Source organism: Microbacterium sp. CFBP 13617, assembly GCF_014839445.1.
Classification (GTDB): Bacteria; Actinomycetota; Actinomycetes; order Actinomycetales; family Microbacteriaceae; genus Microbacterium.
Genome location: NZ_JACYNW010000003.1, coordinates 411,113 through 430,869 on the forward strand (window position 1 = coordinate 411,113; position 19,757 = coordinate 430,869).

The 19,757-nt window shown below is 69.8% G+C and carries 17 protein-coding genes; 8 read left to right on the forward strand and 9 right to left on the reverse strand.

The window, feature by feature from the left end; translation table 11 throughout:
* Positions 1-13: 13 nt before the first annotated feature.
* The 5 genes from IFU40_RS10465 to IFU40_RS10485 are packed head-to-tail and all read right to left on the reverse strand — an operon-like array spanning position 14 to position 6,078.
* Positions 14-1,315, reverse strand: a complete 1,302-nt coding sequence (locus tag IFU40_RS10465) for an alpha/beta hydrolase (RefSeq protein WP_191926278.1) — start codon at positions 1,313-1,315, stop codon at positions 14-16.
* Positions 1,312-3,834: a bifunctional lysylphosphatidylglycerol flippase/synthetase MprF gene (locus IFU40_RS10470; RefSeq protein ID WP_191926279.1), complete on the reverse strand. Its 2,523-nt coding sequence runs from the start codon at positions 3,832-3,834 to the stop codon at positions 1,312-1,314. Before IFU40_RS10470 ends, IFU40_RS10465 begins: the two co-directional genes overlap by 4 nt.
* Before the next feature lie 38 nt (positions 3,835-3,872).
* On the reverse strand, positions 3,873-5,180 hold the full coding sequence (locus tag IFU40_RS10475) for a GNAT family N-acetyltransferase (RefSeq protein WP_191926280.1): 1,308 nt from the start codon (positions 5,178-5,180) through the stop codon (positions 3,873-3,875).
* A 53-nt stretch (positions 5,181-5,233) separates the two neighbouring features.
* The gene (locus tag IFU40_RS10480; protein WP_055834618.1) at positions 5,234-5,476 is read right to left on the reverse strand and encodes a zf-HC2 domain-containing protein; all 243 of its coding nucleotides are present in this window, start codon (positions 5,474-5,476) and stop codon (positions 5,234-5,236) included.
* Complete coding sequence (locus IFU40_RS10485; protein ID WP_235560549.1) at positions 5,473-6,078, reverse strand: sigma-70 family RNA polymerase sigma factor; 606 nt, start codon at positions 6,076-6,078, stop codon at positions 5,473-5,475. Before IFU40_RS10485 ends, IFU40_RS10480 begins: the two co-directional genes overlap by 4 nt.
* Before the next feature lie 112 nt (positions 6,079-6,190).
* Between IFU40_RS10485 and aroA the strand changes: the two genes are divergently transcribed.
* From aroA to bcp, 3 genes are read left to right on the forward strand one after another with little or no spacing between them, the layout of a single operon-like run.
* Entirely contained in the window at positions 6,191-7,540 is a 1,350-nt protein-coding gene (gene aroA, locus IFU40_RS10490; protein WP_070408346.1) for a 3-phosphoshikimate 1-carboxyvinyltransferase, read from the forward strand.
* A gap of 3 nt (positions 7,541-7,543) precedes the next feature.
* The gene (gene rsgA, locus IFU40_RS10495; RefSeq protein ID WP_191926281.1) at positions 7,544-8,602 is read left to right on the forward strand and encodes a ribosome small subunit-dependent GTPase A; all 1,059 of its coding nucleotides are present in this window, start codon (positions 7,544-7,546) and stop codon (positions 8,600-8,602) included.
* Complete coding sequence (gene bcp, locus IFU40_RS10500; RefSeq protein WP_055936710.1) at positions 8,599-9,072, forward strand: thioredoxin-dependent thiol peroxidase; 474 nt, start codon at positions 8,599-8,601, stop codon at positions 9,070-9,072. Before rsgA ends, bcp begins: the two co-directional genes overlap by 4 nt.
* A gap of 69 nt (positions 9,073-9,141) precedes the next feature.
* Here bcp and IFU40_RS10505 read toward each other — a convergent pair whose 3' ends face one another.
* Positions 9,142-9,525: a histidine kinase gene (locus IFU40_RS10505; RefSeq protein WP_191926282.1), complete on the reverse strand. Its 384-nt coding sequence runs from the start codon at positions 9,523-9,525 to the stop codon at positions 9,142-9,144.
* A gap of 211 nt (positions 9,526-9,736) precedes the next feature.
* Between IFU40_RS10505 and IFU40_RS10510 the strand changes: the two genes are divergently transcribed.
* The gene (locus IFU40_RS10510; protein WP_013583608.1) at positions 9,737-9,985 is read left to right on the forward strand and encodes a WhiB family transcriptional regulator; all 249 of its coding nucleotides are present in this window, start codon (positions 9,737-9,739) and stop codon (positions 9,983-9,985) included.
* Between the two features lie 80 nt (positions 9,986-10,065).
* Here IFU40_RS10510 and IFU40_RS10515 read toward each other — a convergent pair whose 3' ends face one another.
* Entirely contained in the window at positions 10,066-11,562 is a 1,497-nt protein-coding gene (locus tag IFU40_RS10515) for a sensor histidine kinase (protein WP_055834603.1), read from the reverse strand.
* 247 nt (positions 11,563-11,809) lie between these two features.
* On the opposite strand from IFU40_RS10515, the gene IFU40_RS10520 reads away from it, so the two are divergent.
* The 3 genes from IFU40_RS10520 (at position 11,810) to rhuM (ending at position 13,800) form a co-directional block, all read left to right on the forward strand.
* On the forward strand, positions 11,810-12,091 hold the full coding sequence (locus tag IFU40_RS10520; RefSeq protein WP_055834600.1) for a helix-turn-helix domain-containing protein: 282 nt from the start codon (positions 11,810-11,812) through the stop codon (positions 12,089-12,091).
* A 151-nt stretch (positions 12,092-12,242) separates the two neighbouring features.
* Positions 12,243-12,674, forward strand: coding sequence for an Rv3235 family protein (locus IFU40_RS10525; protein ID WP_055834597.1), 432 nt, complete (start codon positions 12,243-12,245; stop codon positions 12,672-12,674).
* Positions 12,675-12,843: 169 nt separating this feature from the next.
* Positions 12,844-13,800 carry a RhuM family protein gene (gene rhuM, locus IFU40_RS10530; RefSeq protein WP_070408352.1) on the forward strand — a complete coding sequence of 319 codons (957 nt, stop codon included), beginning with the start codon at positions 12,844-12,846 and terminating at the stop codon, positions 13,798-13,800.
* 67 nt (positions 13,801-13,867) lie between these two features.
* Here rhuM and IFU40_RS10535 read toward each other — a convergent pair whose 3' ends face one another.
* Positions 13,868-15,094, reverse strand: a complete 1,227-nt coding sequence (locus IFU40_RS10535; RefSeq protein ID WP_055834591.1) for a pyridoxal phosphate-dependent aminotransferase — start codon at positions 15,092-15,094, stop codon at positions 13,868-13,870.
* A gap of 121 nt (positions 15,095-15,215) precedes the next feature.
* A complete protein-coding gene (gene secA, locus IFU40_RS10540; RefSeq protein WP_070408354.1) occupies positions 15,216-18,014 on the reverse strand; it encodes a preprotein translocase subunit SecA in 2,799 nt (932 codons plus the stop codon).
* 184 nt (positions 18,015-18,198) lie between these two features.
* Between secA and IFU40_RS10545 the strand changes: the two genes are divergently transcribed.
* Positions 18,199-19,509, forward strand: a complete 1,311-nt coding sequence (locus IFU40_RS10545) for a hypothetical protein (RefSeq protein WP_055834586.1) — start codon at positions 18,199-18,201, stop codon at positions 19,507-19,509.
* Positions 19,510-19,757 lie beyond the last annotated feature (248 nt).

A 19,757-nucleotide genomic window follows, 5' to 3' on the forward strand; every position in this document is an offset into this window, starting at 1 on the left:
GACCGCCGACGCGTCAGGATGCCGGCGGCGCCAGCCCGAGGGCCGGAGCCAGCGCGGGGATGGCGAACTCGAGGCTCGCGTCGAGCGCCTCGCCGGTGTGGCCCGCGCCCTCGACGATGTGCGTCAGCACGGTGAACCCGGCGGCCTGCGCGGCCTCGGAGTTGGCCTGCTGTCCCGGACCGTACGTGGTGTCGGCGCTTCCCCACGTGAAGATCGCCAGGTGGCCGGTGTAGGTCCCCGCGGGGGCGTCCGCCATGATCACCGACGGCTTGTTGGCCTGGAACGCTCCCGCGTCGCCGTTGTACGTGTCGGCCACGGTCTCGGCGACGTGCTCGGATCCGGGGAACTCATTGCCCATGACGTCGAGCATCTGCCCCCACACGTCCGGGTACTTCGAGCCGTACATCGCGGCGCACGAGCCACCGTTCGAGAAGCCCCCGATGGTCCAGTACCGGTGGTCCTTCACGACGTTGAGGTTCTTCTCGGCCCACTGCGGCACGAGCTGATTGATGTAGGTCGACACGGCGCCGTACTTCGCGGAGTCGACGCACGCGGGATCACGGTCGGGAGCCCCCAGCTGGTCGACGACGACGGCGATCGGGGCGAGGCCCCTGTTCTTCGCCGCGAAAGCATCGAGCGCTTTGGCCAGCGCCGTCGGATCCGGTGAACCGGGCTGCCCCATCATGAAGACGAGCAGCGGGAGGGCCGGCGGGTTCGCGACCTGTGCTGCGGGCGGAAGGTACAGCGAGGCGTCTCGCGCCGCGAACTGCCCGGTGGGGATCTTCGCGTTCCCCGACAGAGCACTCAGCGCCCCCTGCGTCGGCATCCCCGCGGGGGGTTCCCAGGTCTCGTAGAGCGTCGCCGGATCCCCGGCGACGGCCGCCTGCGCGGGAAGAGACGCGGGATCGAGCGCCTGCACGCCGAGGATGGCGGCGAGGTTGTGCGTCACCCCGTAGGCGGTGTTGACGCCGAGCGCGGCGGCCAGGAGAGCCGCCACCACCGTCAACGAACCGGCGACCCGACGCCCCCACGGGCGGCGGCAGATGCCCACGACGCCCACCGCGGCCGCAGCGACGCCGCTCGCCGCCCAGACGGCGGCCCCGGCGGGCAGCGGACCCTGGAAGAGGTTCATGGCCTCGAGGATGTGGGCGACGATGTACATCACCACCCCCGCGGCGACGCCGATGACGAGCGTGCGGACCACGCGGCGCGGAGTCCACGACACCACGGCGAGCGCACCCACCCCGGCGACGATCGCGCACACGACCAGCAGCGGACTGTCGATCAGCTCGAAAGACAGCAGGAAACGGTTCATCGGCGGCCCTCCCACGCACTCCTCGCCAGAGCGACCATCTCATGACGGGAGGCGTCGGGAAGATAGGCGCGTCCGACGGCGGCCCCGATCGCGGGGAGCTGGAGCGGGTCGCGGTACGCCAGGGCGAGCGGACGGTACCGGGGGCGGAACTTGCCCTTGAAACGGAACAGCGAGGCGAAGCCGTACGCCGGCTCGAGCACCTCCGCCAGCCAGCGCAGCAATGCCCGCAGCGGGGCGGGGTCGCCGTCGACCGGCTCCGCCGGGTCGTCGGCGAGCGGAGCGCCCGAAAGGCTGAGCACCGTGGCACCCTCCTCCTGCAGCTGCAACGCGGCCTTCGCGATGAGGAACTCCATCATGCCGTTGGGTCCGTCGGTGCGACGGCGCATGAAGTCGAGGGTCCATCCGGTGATCTCACCGTCGGTCCAGCTCGGCATCCAGCTCGTCACCGCTTCGACACGGTCGTCGGGGCCGACAGCGAGGAGCAGGCGCACCTCGCGGTCGCGCAGCTCGTCGAGGGAGCCGAGCGTGAAACCCATCTCGGGCAGCGCGCGGTCGGCCACCCACTCCTCATCGATCGCGACGACCTGCGACGCCTGACCCACTGTCAGCTCGTGCCACCGCGTCCACACCGCGGTGTAGCCCTCGCGTTCGGCGCGGGTGAGCGGCTGGCGCACTTTCTGCCAGGTCTTGCCGGCGAAGGTCAGACCCGCGAGGTCCATGACCGTCTCGACTCCGACGGGCACGTGCCGCCACCCGAGGCTCACGAGGTCGTCGAGGGTGTCGCCGTGCACGCTGTAGAAGGCGGGGATCCAGCCGTGCTCGAGGCAGTAGTCGGTGAACCCGCGCAGCGCCTCGACCCGGCGCCCCGCGGGGGCCAGAGGATCGGCGACGGCCAGGGCGACGTCACCGGTCAGCCGGTACGCGACGGCGCACTCTCGGTCGTCCGAGTACCAGTGGCGGTTGCCCTCCCACGTGCCGAGGAAGCCGAGGGTGTCGCTCCCGCGCCGCAGCAGCTCGCGGTAGTGCGCGTGTCCCCCCGCGACGGGACGGCGGGCACGACGGTAGAGCCAGAGGATCGCGGCGACGACGACGGCCCAGAACAGCACCCCGATCCACTGGTAGACGAACAGCGCCGGACCCGGGTGCGGGAAGGCAGACGAGCCGCCGGGGTGGGTGAACGACGGCGGCAGGAAGCGCCGCAGGGTGAGGCCGAGCATCTCGGGAAGCGACAGGTCGCGGTTGAACGAGCGGCGGTTGAGCGACTCCACGACGAAGAACGTCGTCCCGCAGGCGACGAACGCGACGGCGACGACAGCGGCGACCACTGCGGCGGCCTTGCGCGTGGCGCGCACCGAGAAGCGCGCGCGGGTGACGACGAGAGCCGCCGCCAGAACGAGCGGGATGACGATGGTCGCGATCGCCCAGAGCACGTATTCGGCGCCGCTGCCGTCGACCCACGGGTCGATCTGCAGGCGGCCGTCGAGCAGCGAGATCACCGGCAGAACGGCGGATGCCACGAGCACCAGCATCGCGAGGACCCACGCCGCCCGCCGCCCTCGGCGCAAGCCCCACGCCGCGATCAGAAGGAGCACGAGGGGCACGATCGCCAGCAGAGCGGGGCCCGCGCCCCGGGTCATGAGGAGGGCGATCTGTTCGTCGCACACCGCCTCGGCGACCCGGCCGCATCGGCTGAGCATTGCATCGTCGTACTGGGTGTAGGCCTCGACGACGAGCGAGAGGGGTCCGCGACCACCGCCGCTGACGAGGGCCACGAGAGGGCCGCTGCCCACGACCGCGACGAGCATCGCGAACAGCGTGCGGGTCTCGCGTGTCGAGCTGCGATGCCACGAGCGGCGCTCTCGTCCCCGCGCGAGCACGGCGCCGACGCCGAGGCCGATGACCGCGGCGGTCAGGCGGTACCACGAGTCGGCGTCGCCCGCGTAGAGCGCGAACAACGCCAGCAGGGCGAAGCCCACCAGCCGCAGCCGTCGACGCCAGAGCGTCGGGGCGAAGGCGGATGCCGCCATGACCACCCCGGCGATGGGGGTCGTGGGATCGAGCACGGGAACCTCGGCGGCGACCACCGGACGCAGATCGGTCACCGTCCACGCCGCCGCGTGCAGGCCGATCCCGACCACGAGACCGCTCAGTCCCAGCACGACCAGCAGCAGACCGGCCCGGCGCGAGCCCAGCAGGCGCTCGGCGTACGCCAGCACCGTCAGCGCGAGCAGCACCGACGACACGGCGTCGATCGTCGAGTCGGGCACCACCAGCGCGGTGACCAGGGTCCACCACCGTCCGTTGGCGAAGGTGGCGAGCGGACCCGCCCCCCAGACGAGGGCGTCCTCGCCCCAGAGCGACCCGGTCGCGGCCGCGGTGGCGAGCACGGCCACCACCACGCAGAGCGACACGGAGTGGTCTCGCACGTACCGGCGGGACACCGCGCCGAGGGTGCGCAGCCGCGCGCGGAGGCGCGACGGCGCCCGCTCAGCGGACAGGGGTGGGGAGGGTTCGGACATCGCCCCGGATTTTACGGGGAAAGGCTATGGACGAGGGGTCAGTACCAGATGTCGAGGAGCGGGGTCGCTTCGGGGGTCAAAGCACCGTCGAGGGCGGCGAGGGCTTCTGCGTCGCCGAGCACCGTTCCCGCGGCCGCCAGCTCGGTCGCGCGCACGCCACCCAGGAGCAACGACGAGAGGGCCCCCACACTCAGCTCGATGTCGGGGGCGTCGTCGCCGGCCGGGGCGACCGTCGCTTCTCCGGACTCATCGATGCGCACGGCCCACGAACCGTCGGCGAAACCGAGCGGGTCGTGCACGGCGAGCACGAGATCGAGCGTTCCGGCGTAGCGGCGCGAGGTCAGCGCGCCGGCGACGTCGAGGATGCGGAGCCAATGATGGTCGGTGAGGGTGGCGGTGACAGCCCGACGATCGGACACCATCCACTGCACCGGAGGCACGACCGCCTGCAGCGATGCCGTCACGCGCGCGACGAGGTCGTGCTCGATCGCGTAACGCCAGAGCGCCGCGTACGCCTCGTCACCGTCTGCGAAGAGGGCGCGGATGCTGAGTTCGTGCGCCGTGTAGTCGTCGCCCGGATCCTCGCCGATCGTGTAGACCAGGATGCCGCGTTCCACGTCGTCGAGATCGCGATACGCGACCGCCCGCACCTTCTTGCCGTCTTTCGCATCGGGGGTGAGTCCCGCCATCCCCCGCCAGCGGCCCTCCCACCCGGCGACGGATCCGGGCCGACGCGTACGGATGCGCTCGTGCACCGCAGCCAACCGCTCGGGGAGGCTCTCGCGCGGGACGAAGTCGAGACGGCCGGGGGCCACGGGGCCGGTCCATCGCGCCCGCCGGGTGTCGACGACGACGTCGCTCGCCCAGGCGGCGGGCGAGAAGCCCCAGCGCCCGTAGATGGTCGCCTCGGTGACGGTGAGCCCCGCGATCGCGTACCCGGCCGACACCGCGGTGCGCAGCTCGCCGGTCAGCATGGCGCGCGCGATGCCGCGCCGGCGGTGGGTCGGCGCGACGGTGACGGCGCTGATCGAGTACAGCGGCGCGATGCGCCCCGGAGACACGGTCAACTCAGCCGGCCAGGAGTCCACCGTCGCCACCGGCGAGGCGGGCTCTGAGCCGGCGGGGTCGAACACGCCGACCAGTCGACGCGAACGCAGCGCGCGACGGGCGCTCTCGACCTCGTCGTCCGACGGCTCCTCACCGAGGAAACCGCGCGAGACCGATCTCAGGAAGTCGACGAACCCCGACCCGTCGGGGTCGACCACCGCGTAGTCGAAGCCGGAGTCGGACAGGGTCGCCGAGGACTCGGCATCCGCGGGAAGAGGGAGCGTGTCGATGATCGCCATGCCCCCAGCCTACGGACGGCCTCCGACACGCGCCGAGCCGGGGCCCGGAACGGTCAGTGCGTCGCCTGGATCGCCCGCAGGCGCGAGAGCACCTGGTCGCGCAGTTCGTCGGGCGCGGTCTCTTTGCACGCACGCGCGACCACGTCGGTCAGCGTGCGGGCCACGAGGGCCTCGTCCTGGCATCCCGGGCAACTCTCGAGGTGCTCGCGGATGTCTTTGTGCTGGGTCTTGCAGACCTCGTTGCGCAGGTACTCTTCGAGGTCGCGTCGTGCTTGGTCGCAGCCGCAGTCGCTCATTTCGTCTCTCCCGTGGCGGTCTGGATGCCGCGCTCTCTGGCGTAGTCCGACAGCAGGTCGCGCAGCAGCCGCCGGCCGCGGTGCAGACGGCTCATGACCGTGCCGATCGGAGTTTTCATGATGTCGGCGATCTCCTGGTAGGCGAAGCCCTCGACGTCGGCGAGGTACACCGCCATCCGGAAATCCTCGGGGATCGACTGCAACGCGTCCTTGACCACGGATGCCGGCATGTGGTCGATCGCTTCGGCTTCCGCCGAACGGGAACTGCTCGCGGTGGTCGACTCGGCACCGCCGAGCTGCCAGTCCTCCAGATCGTCGATGGCGCTCTGGTAGGGCTCGCGCTGCTTCTTGCGGTACGTGTTGATGTACGTGTTCGTCAGGATGCGGTAGAGCCACGCCTTCAGGTTCGTGCCCTGCGTGAACGACGCCCACGAGCCGAAGGCCTTCACGAAGGTCTCCTGCACGAGATCGGCCGCATCGGCGGGATTGCGCGTCATGCGCATCGCCGCCGCGTAGAGCTGATCCATGAAGGGCAGCGCCTGCTCTTCGAACTGTTCGCGAGGCTCCACGTGGAGTGGGCTCGCGTTCGCCGTGTCGTCCATTGCGCGCCAGTCTACGTCGGGCATCGCGAGGGTCACCGGAGTGGCCCCTGCCCTGCTCTCGCGCTCGAGAAGTGCGGTCACGTGTCGTCCCCTTTCACTAGGCTAGGAACCGATGACTCCCCTCGGGTATTCCCCTTCAACCGCCACTCCCCGCGGTGCGTGGAACGCGCCCACCGCCACCGATCCCGTGGATGCCACGGTCACGGTGCCCGGGTCGAAGTCCCTCACCAACCGCGAACTCGTGCTCGCCGCCATCGCCGACGGCCCGGGCACCCTGCACGCGCCCCTGCACTCCGACGACTCCGCGCGCATGATCGATGCGCTGCGGGCCCTCGGAGTCGGCATCGACGAGGTCGAGACCGACTCCCCGTTCGGGCCCGACCTGCTCATCACCCCGCCCGCGTCGTTCACGGGCGACTCGACCGTCGACTGCGGCCAAGCCGGAACCGTCATGCGGTTCGTCGCCCCCCTCGCGGGCCTCGCCCGCGGCGACGTGCACGTCACGGCGCACGAGAGCGCGCTGCACCGCCCCATGGGCGCGATGATCCGCGCCCTGCGCGAGGTGGGCGTCGACATCGACGACGGCGGGCACTGGGCGCTGCCGTTCTCGGTCCGCGGCCACGGCCACGTGCGCGGCGGCGAGGTCGAGATCGACGCGAGCCAGTCCAGCCAGTTCGTCTCGGGCCTGCTGCTGGCCGCCCCGCGCTTCGACGTCGGGCTGCACCTGCGTCACGTGGGCTCGCGGCTGCCCAGCATCCCGCACATCGACATGACGGTCGAGGCCCTCGCCCACCGGGGGATCCACGTCGAGCGCCCGGCGCCCGGCGAGTGGATCGTGCCCGCCGGACCCGTCCGCGCGAAAGACGTCGCGATCGAGCCCGACCTCTCCAACGCCGCACCGTTCCTCGCCGCCGCGATGGTCACCGGGGGCTCGGTCACCGTCACGGGCTGGCCTTTGCACAGCACCCAGCCGGGGGCCCTGCTGGGCGACATCCTCGCCGAGATGGGCGCGCGCGTCAGCCGCCGGGCGGGAGCGCTCACCGTCGCCGCGGGCGAGGGCATCAGCGGGGTCGAGCTCGACCTCTCGGCCGCGGGCGAGCTCGCGCCGACCCTCTTCGGTCTCGCGGCCTTCGCCGACGGTCCCACCACGCTGCACGGCATCGGGCACATCCGCGGTCACGAGACCGACCGCATCGCGGCGCTGGTCGGCAACCTGCGTTCGCTCGGGGGCGAGGCCCACGAGCTCGAAGACGGCATCCGCATCGTGCCGCAGACTTTGCGCGGCGGCGAGTGGAAGGCCCACCACGACCACCGCCTCGCGACGACCGGCGCGTTGCTCGGACTGCGCGTCGCCGGCGTGCAGGTCGACGACATCGGCACGACCGCCAAGACCCTCCCCCAGTTCGCCGCGCTCTGGCGCGCAATGCTCGATCCGGACGGATCGACGGATGCCGTGGGCTGACGCGTGAGCTGGCTCGACGACAGCGACGACGACGACCTGGAGTACGACGAGTCGTCGATCCGAACGCGCCCGAACCCGAAGGCCAACCGGCCGCGCACCAAGCGTCGACCCGCGCACGCCGACGCGCAGATCGCCCGGGTGCTCGGCGTCGACCGCGGCCGCTACACCGTGTTGATCGACGAAGACGGGCCCGACGAACGACGCGTGCTCGCCACGCGGGCGCGCGAGCTGCGCAAGCAGCCCATCGTCAACGGCGACCGGGCCCGCGTCGTCGGCGACCAGTCGGGTGACGAGGGCACCCTCGGGCGCATCATCGGTCTCGAGGAGCGCACGTCTCTGTTGCGCCGCAGTGCCGACGACACCGATCAGGTGGAGCGGGTGATCGTCGCCAACGCCGACCAGATGCTGATCGTCGTGGCCGCCGCCGACCCCGAGCCCCGCGAGCGCCTCGTCGACCGCTATCTCGTCGCGGCCCTCGACGCCGGCATCCGTCCCCTGCTCGTCGTCACCAAGACCGACCTCGCCGACCCCACCGAGTTCCTGTCGCACTTCGATGGCATCGACCTGCGCGTGTTCACGAGCGCGCAGGGGGCGATGCCCCTCGACGCCATCGGCGAAGCCATCGCGGGGCACTCCACCGTCTTCGTCGGACACTCCGGCGTCGGCAAGTCCACCCTCGTCAACGCGCTGACAGGTTCGGAGCGAGCCATCGGTCACGTCAACGTGGTCACCGGACGCGGGCGGCACACCTCGTCGTCGGCGGTGTCGCTGCGCTATCGCGGTCCCGCGGGGTCGGGGTGGGTCATCGACACCCCGGGCGTCCGCTCCTTCGGCCTCGGCCACGTCAACCCCGCGCACGTGCTGGGGGCCTTCACCGACCTCGCCGAAGTCGCCGAGGAGTGCCCGCGCGGCTGCACGCACCTTCCCGACGCGCCCGACTGCGCGATCGCCGATGCCGTGGCATCCGGTCGCCTGGGTCCCGGGGCTGCGGCGCGCCTCGACTCCCTGCATCGCCTGCTGACCACGTTCCAGGCCATCGAGCGTTCTAGGCTGGAGGGGTGACGAACCTCGCGAAGGGCGACACTGCGCCCGATTTCACCCTGCTTGATCAAGACGAGCACCCCGTCTCGCTGAGCGACTTCCGTGGCCGCCGCGTGATCTTGTACTTCTACCCCGCGGCCCAGACTCCCGGCTGCACGACGCAGGCCTGCGATTTCCGCGACAGCCTCGCATCGCTTCAGGGCGCCGGATACACCGTGCTCGGCCTCTCGCGCGACCTGCCCGAGAAGCTGCGGGCGTTCCGCGACAGCGACGGGCTGACCTTCCCGCTGCTGAGCGACGCCGACCACGCGGTGCACGAGGCCTACGGCGCGTGGGGCGAGAAGCAGAACTACGGCAAGACCGTCACCGGTGTGCTGCGCTCGACCTTCGTGATCGACGAAGAGGGCACCATCGCCGAGGCGCTCTACAACGTCAAGGCCACCGGGCACGTCGCACGTCTGCGCAAGACCCTCGGTCTCGCCGCCGCCTGACCCGCGCTGCCACGACCCCGTCCCGCTCCGGCGGCGGCGGGGTCTTCGCGTGGGTGCCGGGCGGAGCGCTCAGGACTCGTCGTCGCGCCGGCGCGGCGCCGAGGCCCGCACCGCGAGCACCAGCAGAACCAGGCCGACGACCCCGGGGACCGCGATGAGCAGGGCGATGCCCGGCGCCGCCCACTCCCCCGTGATCGCACCGATCGCGACCGACAGGATCAGCAGCTGGGTGACGATTCCGCCCGAGCGCCCGGCCGACACGTCGCGCGCGGTGGCGACGGCGAAGGCGCCGACGATGGCCGCGCCGATGACGGTGAGCACGATGAGCGCGAAGGAGCTGACGATCGAGTCGGTGTCACCCCCGAGCAACGCCACGATCTGCCAGCCGGCGAGGGCCAGGATGCCGACGGCCTCGAGAGCCAGAAGAGCGGCGGCCGTGAGACGAACAGGCATCGAACAGGCCCTCCCGACGGCGCAGCGGCGCCGTTACGTTCCGGAAACCTACCGGTTACCTCTTGATCAGGCGGAAACGCTATGGGAGCATGGAACAAGCCGTGTGCTCCCACAGCGAAGTGGGGCGAGCAATCGCTCGCGTTCCCACCAGGGTACCGGACCCGAATCTCGGTGCCGAATCGATCATTTTTCTGTTACAAGGAGCACCCCTATGGATTGGCGCGACAAAGCAGCCTGCCTGACCGTCGACCCCGAATTGTTCTTCCCGGTCGGCAACACCGGCCCCGCGGTCGACCAGATCGAGAAGGCCAAGTCGGTCTGCGCGCGCTGCACCGTCACCGAGGTCTGCCTGCAGTACGCCCTCGAGTCCGGTCAGGACTCGGGCGTGTGGGGTGGCCTCAGCGAAGACGAGCGTCGCGCCCTCAAGCGCCGCGCCGCGCGCGCCCGCCGCGCCTCCTGACGTCTTCACCGAGAAGGCCCATCCCTCTGGGGTGGGCCTTCTCGGCGTTCCGGTCCGCCCCGCGCGCCCTCGGCCTGCGCTCAGACCGACGAGCCACCGATGTAGCGCAGCGGGATCTCGATGGTCACCTCGGTGCCACTGCCCATGAGCGTGTGCCAGTCGATCGTGCCGCCGAGCTCTCCCTGGATGAGGGTGCGCACGATCTGCGTGCCGAGGCCGCGACCCACCTGGCCCTCGGGAAGCCCCACTCCGGTGTCGCGGACCTTCACCTCGAGCATCTCGTCGCCGCGCTCGGCGGCGATCTCGACGTCGCCCTCCTGCCCTGCGAGCCCGTGCTCGACGGCGTTGGTCACGAGTTCGGTGAGAGCGAGGGCGAGCGGCGTGGCGAACTGGCTCGGCAGCGTGCCGAACTTGCCGGTGCTGCGGGTGCGCGCGCGGGTGTTGGGCGCCGCCGCGACCTCGGCCACGAGCTTCAGCACCCGCGCGAAGACGTCGTCGAAGTCGACGTTCTGCGCCAGTCCCTCCGAGAGCGTGTCGTGCACGACGGCGATCGCCGAGACGCGACGCATCGCCTGGCTGAGGGCGTCCCGGGCCTCGTCGGAGTGGGTTCGACGAGCCTGGATGCGAAGAAGCGAGGCGACCGTCTGCAGGTTGTTCTTGACGCGATGGTGGATCTCGCGGATCGTGGCGTCCTTGGTGATGAGCTCCTGCTCCTGGTGGCGGATCTCGGTGACGTCGCGGCTGAGCACGATCGCGCCGATGCGCGTGCCGCGGTCGCGCAGCGGGATGGTGCGCAGCGACACCTGCACGCCGCGAGCTTCCATGTCGGCCCGCCACGGAGCCCGGCCGCTCACGACGACGGGGAGCGACTCGTCGACGTCTTGGCGCTTGGCGGGGAGGATGCGCGCGGTCACCTCGGCGAGGGACTCGCCCTCGAGCTCGTCGTCGAAGCCCATGCGGTTGAACGCCGACAGCGCGTTGGGGCTCGCGAAGGTCGTGATGCCGTCGACGTCGAGGCGGATGAGGCCGTCCGAGGCGCGGGGCGCTCCACGCCGCGGAGCGGTGGGGGCGGTCAGGTCGGGGAACTCGGCGGACGAGATCATTCCGAAGAGGTCGTCGGCGCAGTCGTTGAAGGTGATCTGCTGGCGGGAGGGGGTGCGCGTCTCGCCCAGGTTGGTGTGGCGCGTCAGCACGCCGACGGTGGTCACGGCGTGACCCTCGCGCGAGAGCTCGCGCACGATCGGCACGGCGCGGACGCGGGTGGGTGTCTCTTCGAACCAGTCGGGCGAGGCCGAATCCACGATGCGCCCGCTCTGGAACGCCTCGCGCACCTGCGTGCGCCACTGGGGACGTACGCGATCGCCGACGATGTCGCGGTAGAACAGCGTCGCCGCTCCCCCGGGACGCGTGTGCGCGACGGCGACGAACGAGTCGTCGGGGGTGGGTACCCAGATCACGATGTCGGCGAAGGCCAGGTCGGCGAGCAACTGTCCATCGCCGGCGAGGCGGTGCAGCCACTCCACATCGGCTTCGCTCGAGCGGCCCTGGGCGTAGACGAGTTCACTGAGTGTCGACACCCCTCCAGACTAGAGGGCTCGTCCGGCGGGACTCGCGGGGTCTTCACCGCGCCGGCGCGGGAACCCCGGGCGTGGGTGAACTCGAAGGTGAACTTCGCCAGGCCGTCTCCTTCGGGCGGGCGAAGCGACAGACCATCACCGACGCGCGGAAACGCCCGCACATCGCTGCACGGGTTACGCCGCACCTCTCGTTCGCGTCTCACGGGTGATTCTCGTGTGCCCACCGAAATGGGGACATACTGACCGGATGACGGACGCGTCCTCACCCCGCGAGCGATTCGTCCCGGCAGACCAGGTCGCTCGGACGCTGGGCTTAGGCGTCGCCGACGTCATCGCGCTCGCCCGCGAGGGGCAGCTGCGCGGCGTCGAGATCGGGGAACCGCCACGATGGCGGATCGCCCTCGACAGCGTCGACGCCTACCTCGACGAACGGAGCGAGACGGCTCGCCGGGCGGCTCTCTGGCGGCAGTCGCAGGCGGCGAGTTTCCCCGAACTGTGGGGACGCGGAGACATCCGCCACGACGACTGAACCCGCTCCGGATCCACTCCCCCTCCCCACCTCACCCTTCTCGCGTTTCGTCCACAGAGTCGACGAATGCCTCGGCGGGTGTTCCCCCGCTGGCTTACTCTCGGCCTCATCCCCCCGCTCGTTGGCGCCATTCATGACGACGGAGGGAAGCATGACGCTGCCGCTCACACGCTCGACCACGACCGGGGGCACCGCCGCCCGCCACGACGACTTCTTCAGCCCGCAGAAGACGTCGGCGGACGCCCTTCCCCCGCCCGAGACGTTCATCCGCAACATCGTGCGGGGCGTGCTCGAGGTGCTGGCCGGTGTTCGCGAGGTGGAACAACTCGCGCGCTGGCTGTCGGAGGAGGTCTACCGGTCCCTGTCGGTGCGAGCGAACCTCGCGGCCCGCGCCCGCAGCGCGCGGCGCGTAGCCGCCCTGCGCGATGTGCACGAGATCCGCAACGTCCATCTCTCGCAGCCCGCCGACGGGGTCGTCGAGGCCACCGTCACCGCGGCCGCCCGCGCTCGCACGCGCGCCATCGCCCTGCGCCTCGAGGGCCTCGACGGGCGATGGCGTGTGACGGCGTTGGCGCTGCTGTGACGAAGGTCGATGTTCCCCAGAGGTGCCCCGACATGGGCGCAATGTTCACGCCCATCACTCTTCCGCCGTGGGCACCGTCATCCCGGCGTCGGAACCATACGCTGCACTCTCGACGCATCGGGGAGATCTCAGGCCGAGATGATGACCTGCAAGGTCGCGAGCACACCGCATGACGGACGCGCAGCCGTCCGGCGAAGTGATCCTGTACCACCGTGAGGATGGTGCTCCGACCCTCCACGTCCGATTCGACGCGGAGACCGTCTGGTTGAGCCAGCAGCAGATCGCGGAACTTTTACAGACGTCACGTACGAACGTCGTCGAACACATCCAGCACGTCTACGACGAGGGTGAACTCGACGAGGCGGCAACCTGTCGGAAATTCCGACAGGTTCGCGTTGAGGGCCCACGCCGCGTAGCGCGCGAGCTTCCCTTCTACAATCTCGACGCCATCCTCTCCGTCGGCTACCGCGTGAAGAGCGCCACGGCCACGCAGTTCCGGATCTGGGCCACCCGACAGTTACGCGAATACCTGGTTCGCGGATACGTCGTCAACGAGCAGCGCCTCGAACAACTCGACGCGATCGTCCACATCCTGCACCGCTCAACGGATGAACTCCTGTCCGGAGTCGCTGACGTCCTCCAGAGCTACCTCCCCGGACTCACACTCCTCCGCGACTACGACGACGGAAAGATTGACGCCCAATCGTCCGTCATGCCCGCGTGGGAACTGACCCTCGATGACGCACACCACGTAGTCACGCAACTCCGCAAGGAGTTCCCCGCCGACACGCTACTCGGACGAGAACGCGGCGACAGACTCACCGGAATCATCGCAACGCTCTACCAGAGCTTCGACGGCCACGACCTCTACCCGACCGTCGAGGAAAAGGCAGCCAATCTGCTCTACCTCGTCGTGAAAGATCATCCGCTCGTGGACGGCAACAAACGCACCGCCGCTGCCCTGTTCGTCACCTTCCTCGCCAGGAACGGCATCCTGAACAAAGCGGGCGGCACAAGGCGGATATCAAACAATGCTCTGGCGGCGACCGCCCTACTCGTTGCAATGAGCGACCCGAAGGAAAAAGACGTCATGATCGCACTCGTGACGAGAATGATCACGGAGTAGTCGACGGCGAAGGCCGAGACCAGAATCTACGTAGAAACGTGCAGGAAACTTCCGCGCCCGGCCTCGATCACGGCCGCCAGGACGACAGGAAGTTCCCCAACCGCTCGATCGCATCCGAGATCACACGGGCCTCCGGCAGCGTGACGATGCGCACGTGGTCGGTGGCCGGCCAGTTGAAGCCCGACCCCTGCACCAGCAGCACGTGCTCGGCGATGAGGAAGTCGTGCACGAACTTGCCGTCGTCGGGGATCTCGTACACCTCGGGGTCGAACCGCGGGAAGGCGTACAGCGCCCCGCGGGGCAGCACGCACGAGACACCCGGGATCGCTTCGAGGCCCTGCCAGGCGGCATCCCTCTGCTCGTGCAGACGACCGCTCGGGGCGATGAGCGCGTCGATCGACTGTACGCCCGACAGCGCCGCCTGCACCGCGAACTGCGCCGGCACGTTGGGGCACAGACGCGTGGATGCCAGCAGGTTGATGCCCTGCAGGAAGCCCTGCGCGTGGTCCATCGGCCCGGTGATCGCCAACCACCCCGAGCGGTAGCCCGCGACGCGGTAGGTCTTCGACAGGCCGTTGAAGGTCAGGCACAGCAGGTCGGGTGCGACCGTGGCCATGGGGATGTGCACCGCATCGTCGAACAGGATGCGGTCGTAGATCTCGTCGGCAAGGAGCAGCAGCGAGTGCTCCCGGGCGATGTCGGCGATCCCCTCGAGCACCTCGCGCGAGTAGACCGCGCCCGTGGGGTTGTTGGGGTTGATGATGACGATCGCCTTGGTGCGGGGGGTCACCTTCGCACGGATGTCGTCGAGGTCGGGCTGCCATTCGCGCTGCTCGTCGCACAGGTAATGCACCGGGGTGCCGCCGCCGAGGCTCGTCATCGCCGTCCACAGCGGGTAGTCGGGCGCGGGGATGAGCACCTCGTCACCCTCGTCGAGCAGCGCCTGCATCGTCATGGTGATGAGTTCGGACACCCCGTTGCCGAGGTACACGTGGTCGGGGTCGAGGTGGGGGAACCCGGGCTCCTCCTCGTATCGCGAGACCACCGCGCGCCGCGCCGACAGGATGCCGCGGCTGTCGCTGTAGCCGTGCGCGTTGGGGATCGACTGGATCATGTCGCGCACGATCTGGTGCGGAGCCTCGAAACCGAACGTGGCGGGGTTGCCCGTGTTGAGCTTGAGGATCGAGTGCCCCTCGGCCTCGAGTCGGTCGGCCTCGACGAGGGCCTCGCCGCGGATCTCGTAGAGGACATCCTTCAGCTTCGAGGACTGGTCGAGGGGGCGTAGCGGGCTCATCGGTTCAGGATATCCCCGCCGGTATCCAGCCAATCGACACCCGGTGGACCGCTCCTGCACCTCTTTGGTGAAACGACGGATGCCGCGCCCCGACGTGGGGGCGCGCCATCCGGGGTCGTTCTTACTTCTTCTTTCCGGCGGCGCGGCGGTCGGCGCGGTTCCCGGATGCCGGCTCCTCGCCGTCGGTCCGCTGCCCGAACGCCCCGCGGGCCGCGGCCGGAGCCGTCTCGGTCGCGGGAGCGGCGGCCTGTCCGGACTGACGCAGGCGGTTGGTGGCTGCCTGCTGCACCTGTCCGCGGTCGTTGCGCACCTCGACCTCGCCCGCATCGTTCGCCGCGGAGTACTCGAGGCGCTGCGTCTCGACGGGGCTGACGGTGAGTCCCTTGGCCTCGACCTCGGCGTTGTCGCCCTCGACCTTCTTCACCTCGACTTCGAGGTTGTAGAGGTATCCGACCGACTCCTCCTTGATCTGCCCCATCATCGACTGGAACATCTGGTAGCCCTCGCGCTGGTACTCGATCAGCGGGTCGCGCTGAGCCATGGCACGCAGGCCGATGCCGTCTTTGAGGTAGTCCATCTCGTAGAGGTGCTCGCGCCAGCGGCGGTCGAGCACCTGCAGCACGACACGGCGCTCGAGCTCACGGATAGCCTGCTCACCGAGGCTCTTCTCGCGGTTCTCGTAGGCGATGCGGGCGTCGGAGATGATCTCGCGCTTGAGCCCCTCGGGGGTGATGCGCCCCTTGTTCCCGCCGGCCTCGGCCACGACCTCGTCGATCGACACGCTCACCGGGTACATGGTCTTCAGCTCGGTCCACAGGGCGTCGAAGTCCCACGACTCGGTGTGCCCCGAGCCGGTGTGGTCGTCGATCACCGCGGTGATGGCGTCTTCGATGAAGTGCTGCACGCGGTCGGCGATGTCGTCGCCCTGGAGCATGTGACGGCGGTCGGCGTAGATGGCCTCGCGCTGACGGTTGAGCACGTCGTCGTACTTGAGGACGTTCTTGCGCATCTCGGCGTTGCGCGCCTCGACCTGCGACTGCGCGCTCTTGATCGCGCGCGACACCAGCCCCGACTCGATGGCGACGTCGTCGGGGAAGTTGGTGCGCGCGAGGATCGCCTCGGCCGCACCCGACTGGAACAGCCGCATGAGGTCGTCGGTCAGCGACAGGTAGAAGCGGCTCTCGCCGGGGTCGCCCTGTCGACCCGAACGACCGCGCAGCTGGTTGTCGATGCGGCGCGACTCGTGACGCTCGGTGCCCAGCACGTAGAGCCCGCCGGCCTCGACGACCTTGGCGGCCTCTTCGGCGACGGTGTCGCGCGTGCCCTTGTAGACCGAGTCCCACTCCGACTCGTAGGCCTCGGGCGTCTCGACGGGGTCGAGGTTCTTCGCCTTCATCTCTTGCACGGCGAGGAACTCGGCGTTGCCGCCGAGCATGATGTCGGTCCCACGGCCGGCCATGTTGGTGGCGACCGTCACGGCCCCCAGGCGACCGGCGCGGGCGACGATCTCGGCCTCTCGCGCGTGGTTCTTGGCGTTGAGCACCTCGTGGCGCACGCCCTTCTTCGCCAGCAGGCGCGAAAGGTATTCGCTCTTCTCGACGCTGGTGGTGCCGACGAGGACCGGCTGGCCCTTCTCGTGGCGCTCGACGATGTCTTCGACGACCTGCGCGAACTTCGCCGTCTCGTTCTTGTAGACGAGGTCGGACTGGTCCTTGCGCACCATCGGACGGTTCGTGGGGATGGGCACGACACCGAGTTTGTAGGTCGACATGAACTCGGCGGCCTCGGTCTCGGCGGTACCGGTCATGCCCGCGAGCTTGTCGTACAGGCGGAAGTAGTTCTGCAGCGTGACGGTGGCGAGGGTCTGGTTCTCGGCCTTGACGGGCACGGCCTCTTTGGCCTCGATCGCCTGATGGATGCCCTCGTTGTAGCGGCGCCCGACGAGGATGCGACCGGTGTGCTCGTCGACGATCATCACCTCGTCGTTCATGACGACGTAGTCGGTGTCGCGCTTGAACAGCGCCATCGCCTTGATGGAGTTGTTGAGGAACGAGATCAGGGGCGTGTTCGCCGACTCGTACAGGTTGTCGATGCCGAGGTAGTCCTCGACCTTCTCGATACCGGGCTCGAGCACGCCGATCGTGCGCTTCTTCTCGTCGACCTCGTAGTCGACGCCGGCCTCGAGGGTGCGGGCGAGCTTCGCGAACTCGGCGAACCAGCGGTTGGCCTCGCCGGATGCCGGACCCGAGATGATCAGCGGGGTGCGCGCCTCGTCGATGAGGATCGAGTCGACCTCGTCGACGATCGCGTAGAAGTGACCGCGCTGCACGAGGTCTTCTTTGCGCCACGCCATGTTGTCGCGCAGGTAGTCGAATCCGAACTCGTTGTTCGTTCCGTAGCTGATGTCGGCCTCGTACTGCTCCCGACGCACCTCGGGGGTCTGTCCGGCCACGACCGTTCCGGTCGTCATGCCGAGAGCGCGGTAGACGCGGCCCATGAGCTCGGACTGGTAGCTCGCGAGGAAGTCGTTGACGGTGATGACGTGCACACCCTCGCCGGCGATGGCGTTGAGGTAGGCGGGGAGGGCCGCCGTCAGCGTCTTGCCCTCACCGGTCTTCATCTCGGCGATGTTGCCCAGGTGAAGGGCTGCGCCGCCCATGACCTGCACGTCGTAGGGACGCTGACCCAGCGTGCGCTTGGCCGCCTCGCGCACGGCGGCGAAGGCCTCGGGCATGAGCTGATCGAGCGTCTCGCCGGCCTTGTAGCGGGCGCGCAGCTCGACGGTCTCGTTGCGCAGCTCGTCGTCGGTGAGCTGCTCGTAGTCCTCCTCGAGCGCGCCGGTCGCTTTGACCACGCCCTGCAGACGGCGGAGGATGCGCCCCTCACCGGCGCGCAGCAGTTTCTCGAGCGGATTGGCCACGAAGCATCTCCATCTGTCGGGTGCGGCGCCCGCGTGGGCACCGGCCTGCGAACAGGCATACATCGCCCATGTTATCCGTGTTACCCGTTCGTGACCTGCGAGGCGGCCGCAATCCGAAAGTCGGCACTCGCGCCCAAAGCGAACACTCGGCGACGGCGCGCACCCCGCGGCCTAGGATCGACGCATGGCCGGTTTCTGGGGCAAGAGGAAGCGCGAAGAGCAAGACGCAGCGGACGCCGATCTCGCCCGCCGGGCGGAGCTCGCGATCGTCGCCGCCGATGAGCGCGTGCGCCTCACCTCCGACGAGCTGGACTTCGCCCGCGCCGAGCTCGGCGACAAGGCCACCGAAGATCTCGCGGCCGCCCTCGAGTCGGTGCGCACGCACCTCGCCGAGGCGTTCCGGCTGCACCAGCTGAACCACGACGAGATCCCCGACACCAAAGACGAGCTGCGCACGCGCAACGCGCGCATCATCCAGCTGTCGCAGTGGGCCGAAGACCTGCTCGAGGAGCGCACGCAGGTTCTCCAGCCCAAGATCGACGCCGTGCGCCGCGCACCCGAGACGATCGCTCGCGTACGCGCCGACCGCGACCGCCTCGCCGAGCGCGTCCCGAACGCCCGCGAGGTCGTCGAGCGGCTGTCGCGCCGTTACAGCGACTCCGCCCTGCAGCAGATCGGCGGAAATCCCGAAGAGATCGAGCAGCTGCTCGACTTCGCCGTGCACACCGCCGCGGTCTCGGAGCGTCGCCGCGAGGCCGGGCAGCGCGAGCAGGCTTCGGTCGCCCTCGAAGCCGCCACCGAATCGGCACGGCGCGCGGAGTCTCTGCTCGACGCGGTCGACATGTTCGAGATCGAAGCGCTCCGCGCGGAGTCCACCCTCGCCGCCGTCGTCGAGGACTCGCGCGGCGACCTCGCCGAAGCCCGTCGCGGCGCCCAGACCCCCGCCGTCACGCAGGCGATGGCCGACCTTGAACGTGCTCTGGCCGCACTACCGGCATCCGGAGCCCGCACCGACCCGTTCGCCGCGCTGTCGTCCCTGCGGCAGGCCAACGCCGCTCTCGACCACGCGCGCGAGCGCGCCTCACGTCCCGTCCCCTCTCAGGAACAGGTCGAGCATGCGATCGACGACGCCGACCGTCAGCTCGCCGTCGCCCGCGGCCTGATCACCGGCCACCGCGGGTGGATCGGAGCCGACGCGCGGACGCGCTTCGTCGAGGCCGAGCGGTTGCGCGCGGGACTCCCCCTGGGGCCCGTCGCCGAAGACGATCGCGAGACGGTGTTGGCCACCGCCCGCCGGGCCGGGTCGCTCGCGTCGGAATCGCTGCAGATCGCCCAGCGCGACATCGAGCAGTCCCGACCCAGTGAATGGGACGGCAGCGGGCGCGGCGGCGGTTACGGCCGCGGCGGCGGCGGAATGGGCGGCGGCAACATGGTCGGTGGCATGCTGGGCGGTCTCGTCATCGGCTCGCTGCTCGGCGACATCTTCGACGGCTGAGCGCGGCCGGATCCGCTTCGTGCGGCGGATGACGCAGCTGCCCCGCTGCGGGGTGCGGCTGTGCGAACCCGCGGGCGCCTCTGCGCGACAGCAGTTCCTCCCGAGATCACCCGCCGGGTGATCCCCGGCATGGCACGGTGGCGCCGCGCTCCCCCGCGACCGCTGACGTTCTGCCGGATCAAGGCGACTTCACCCGGTACCGGGATGATGTGCGGCATCCGATCTCGACGGGCGGCGACGTGAAGGGT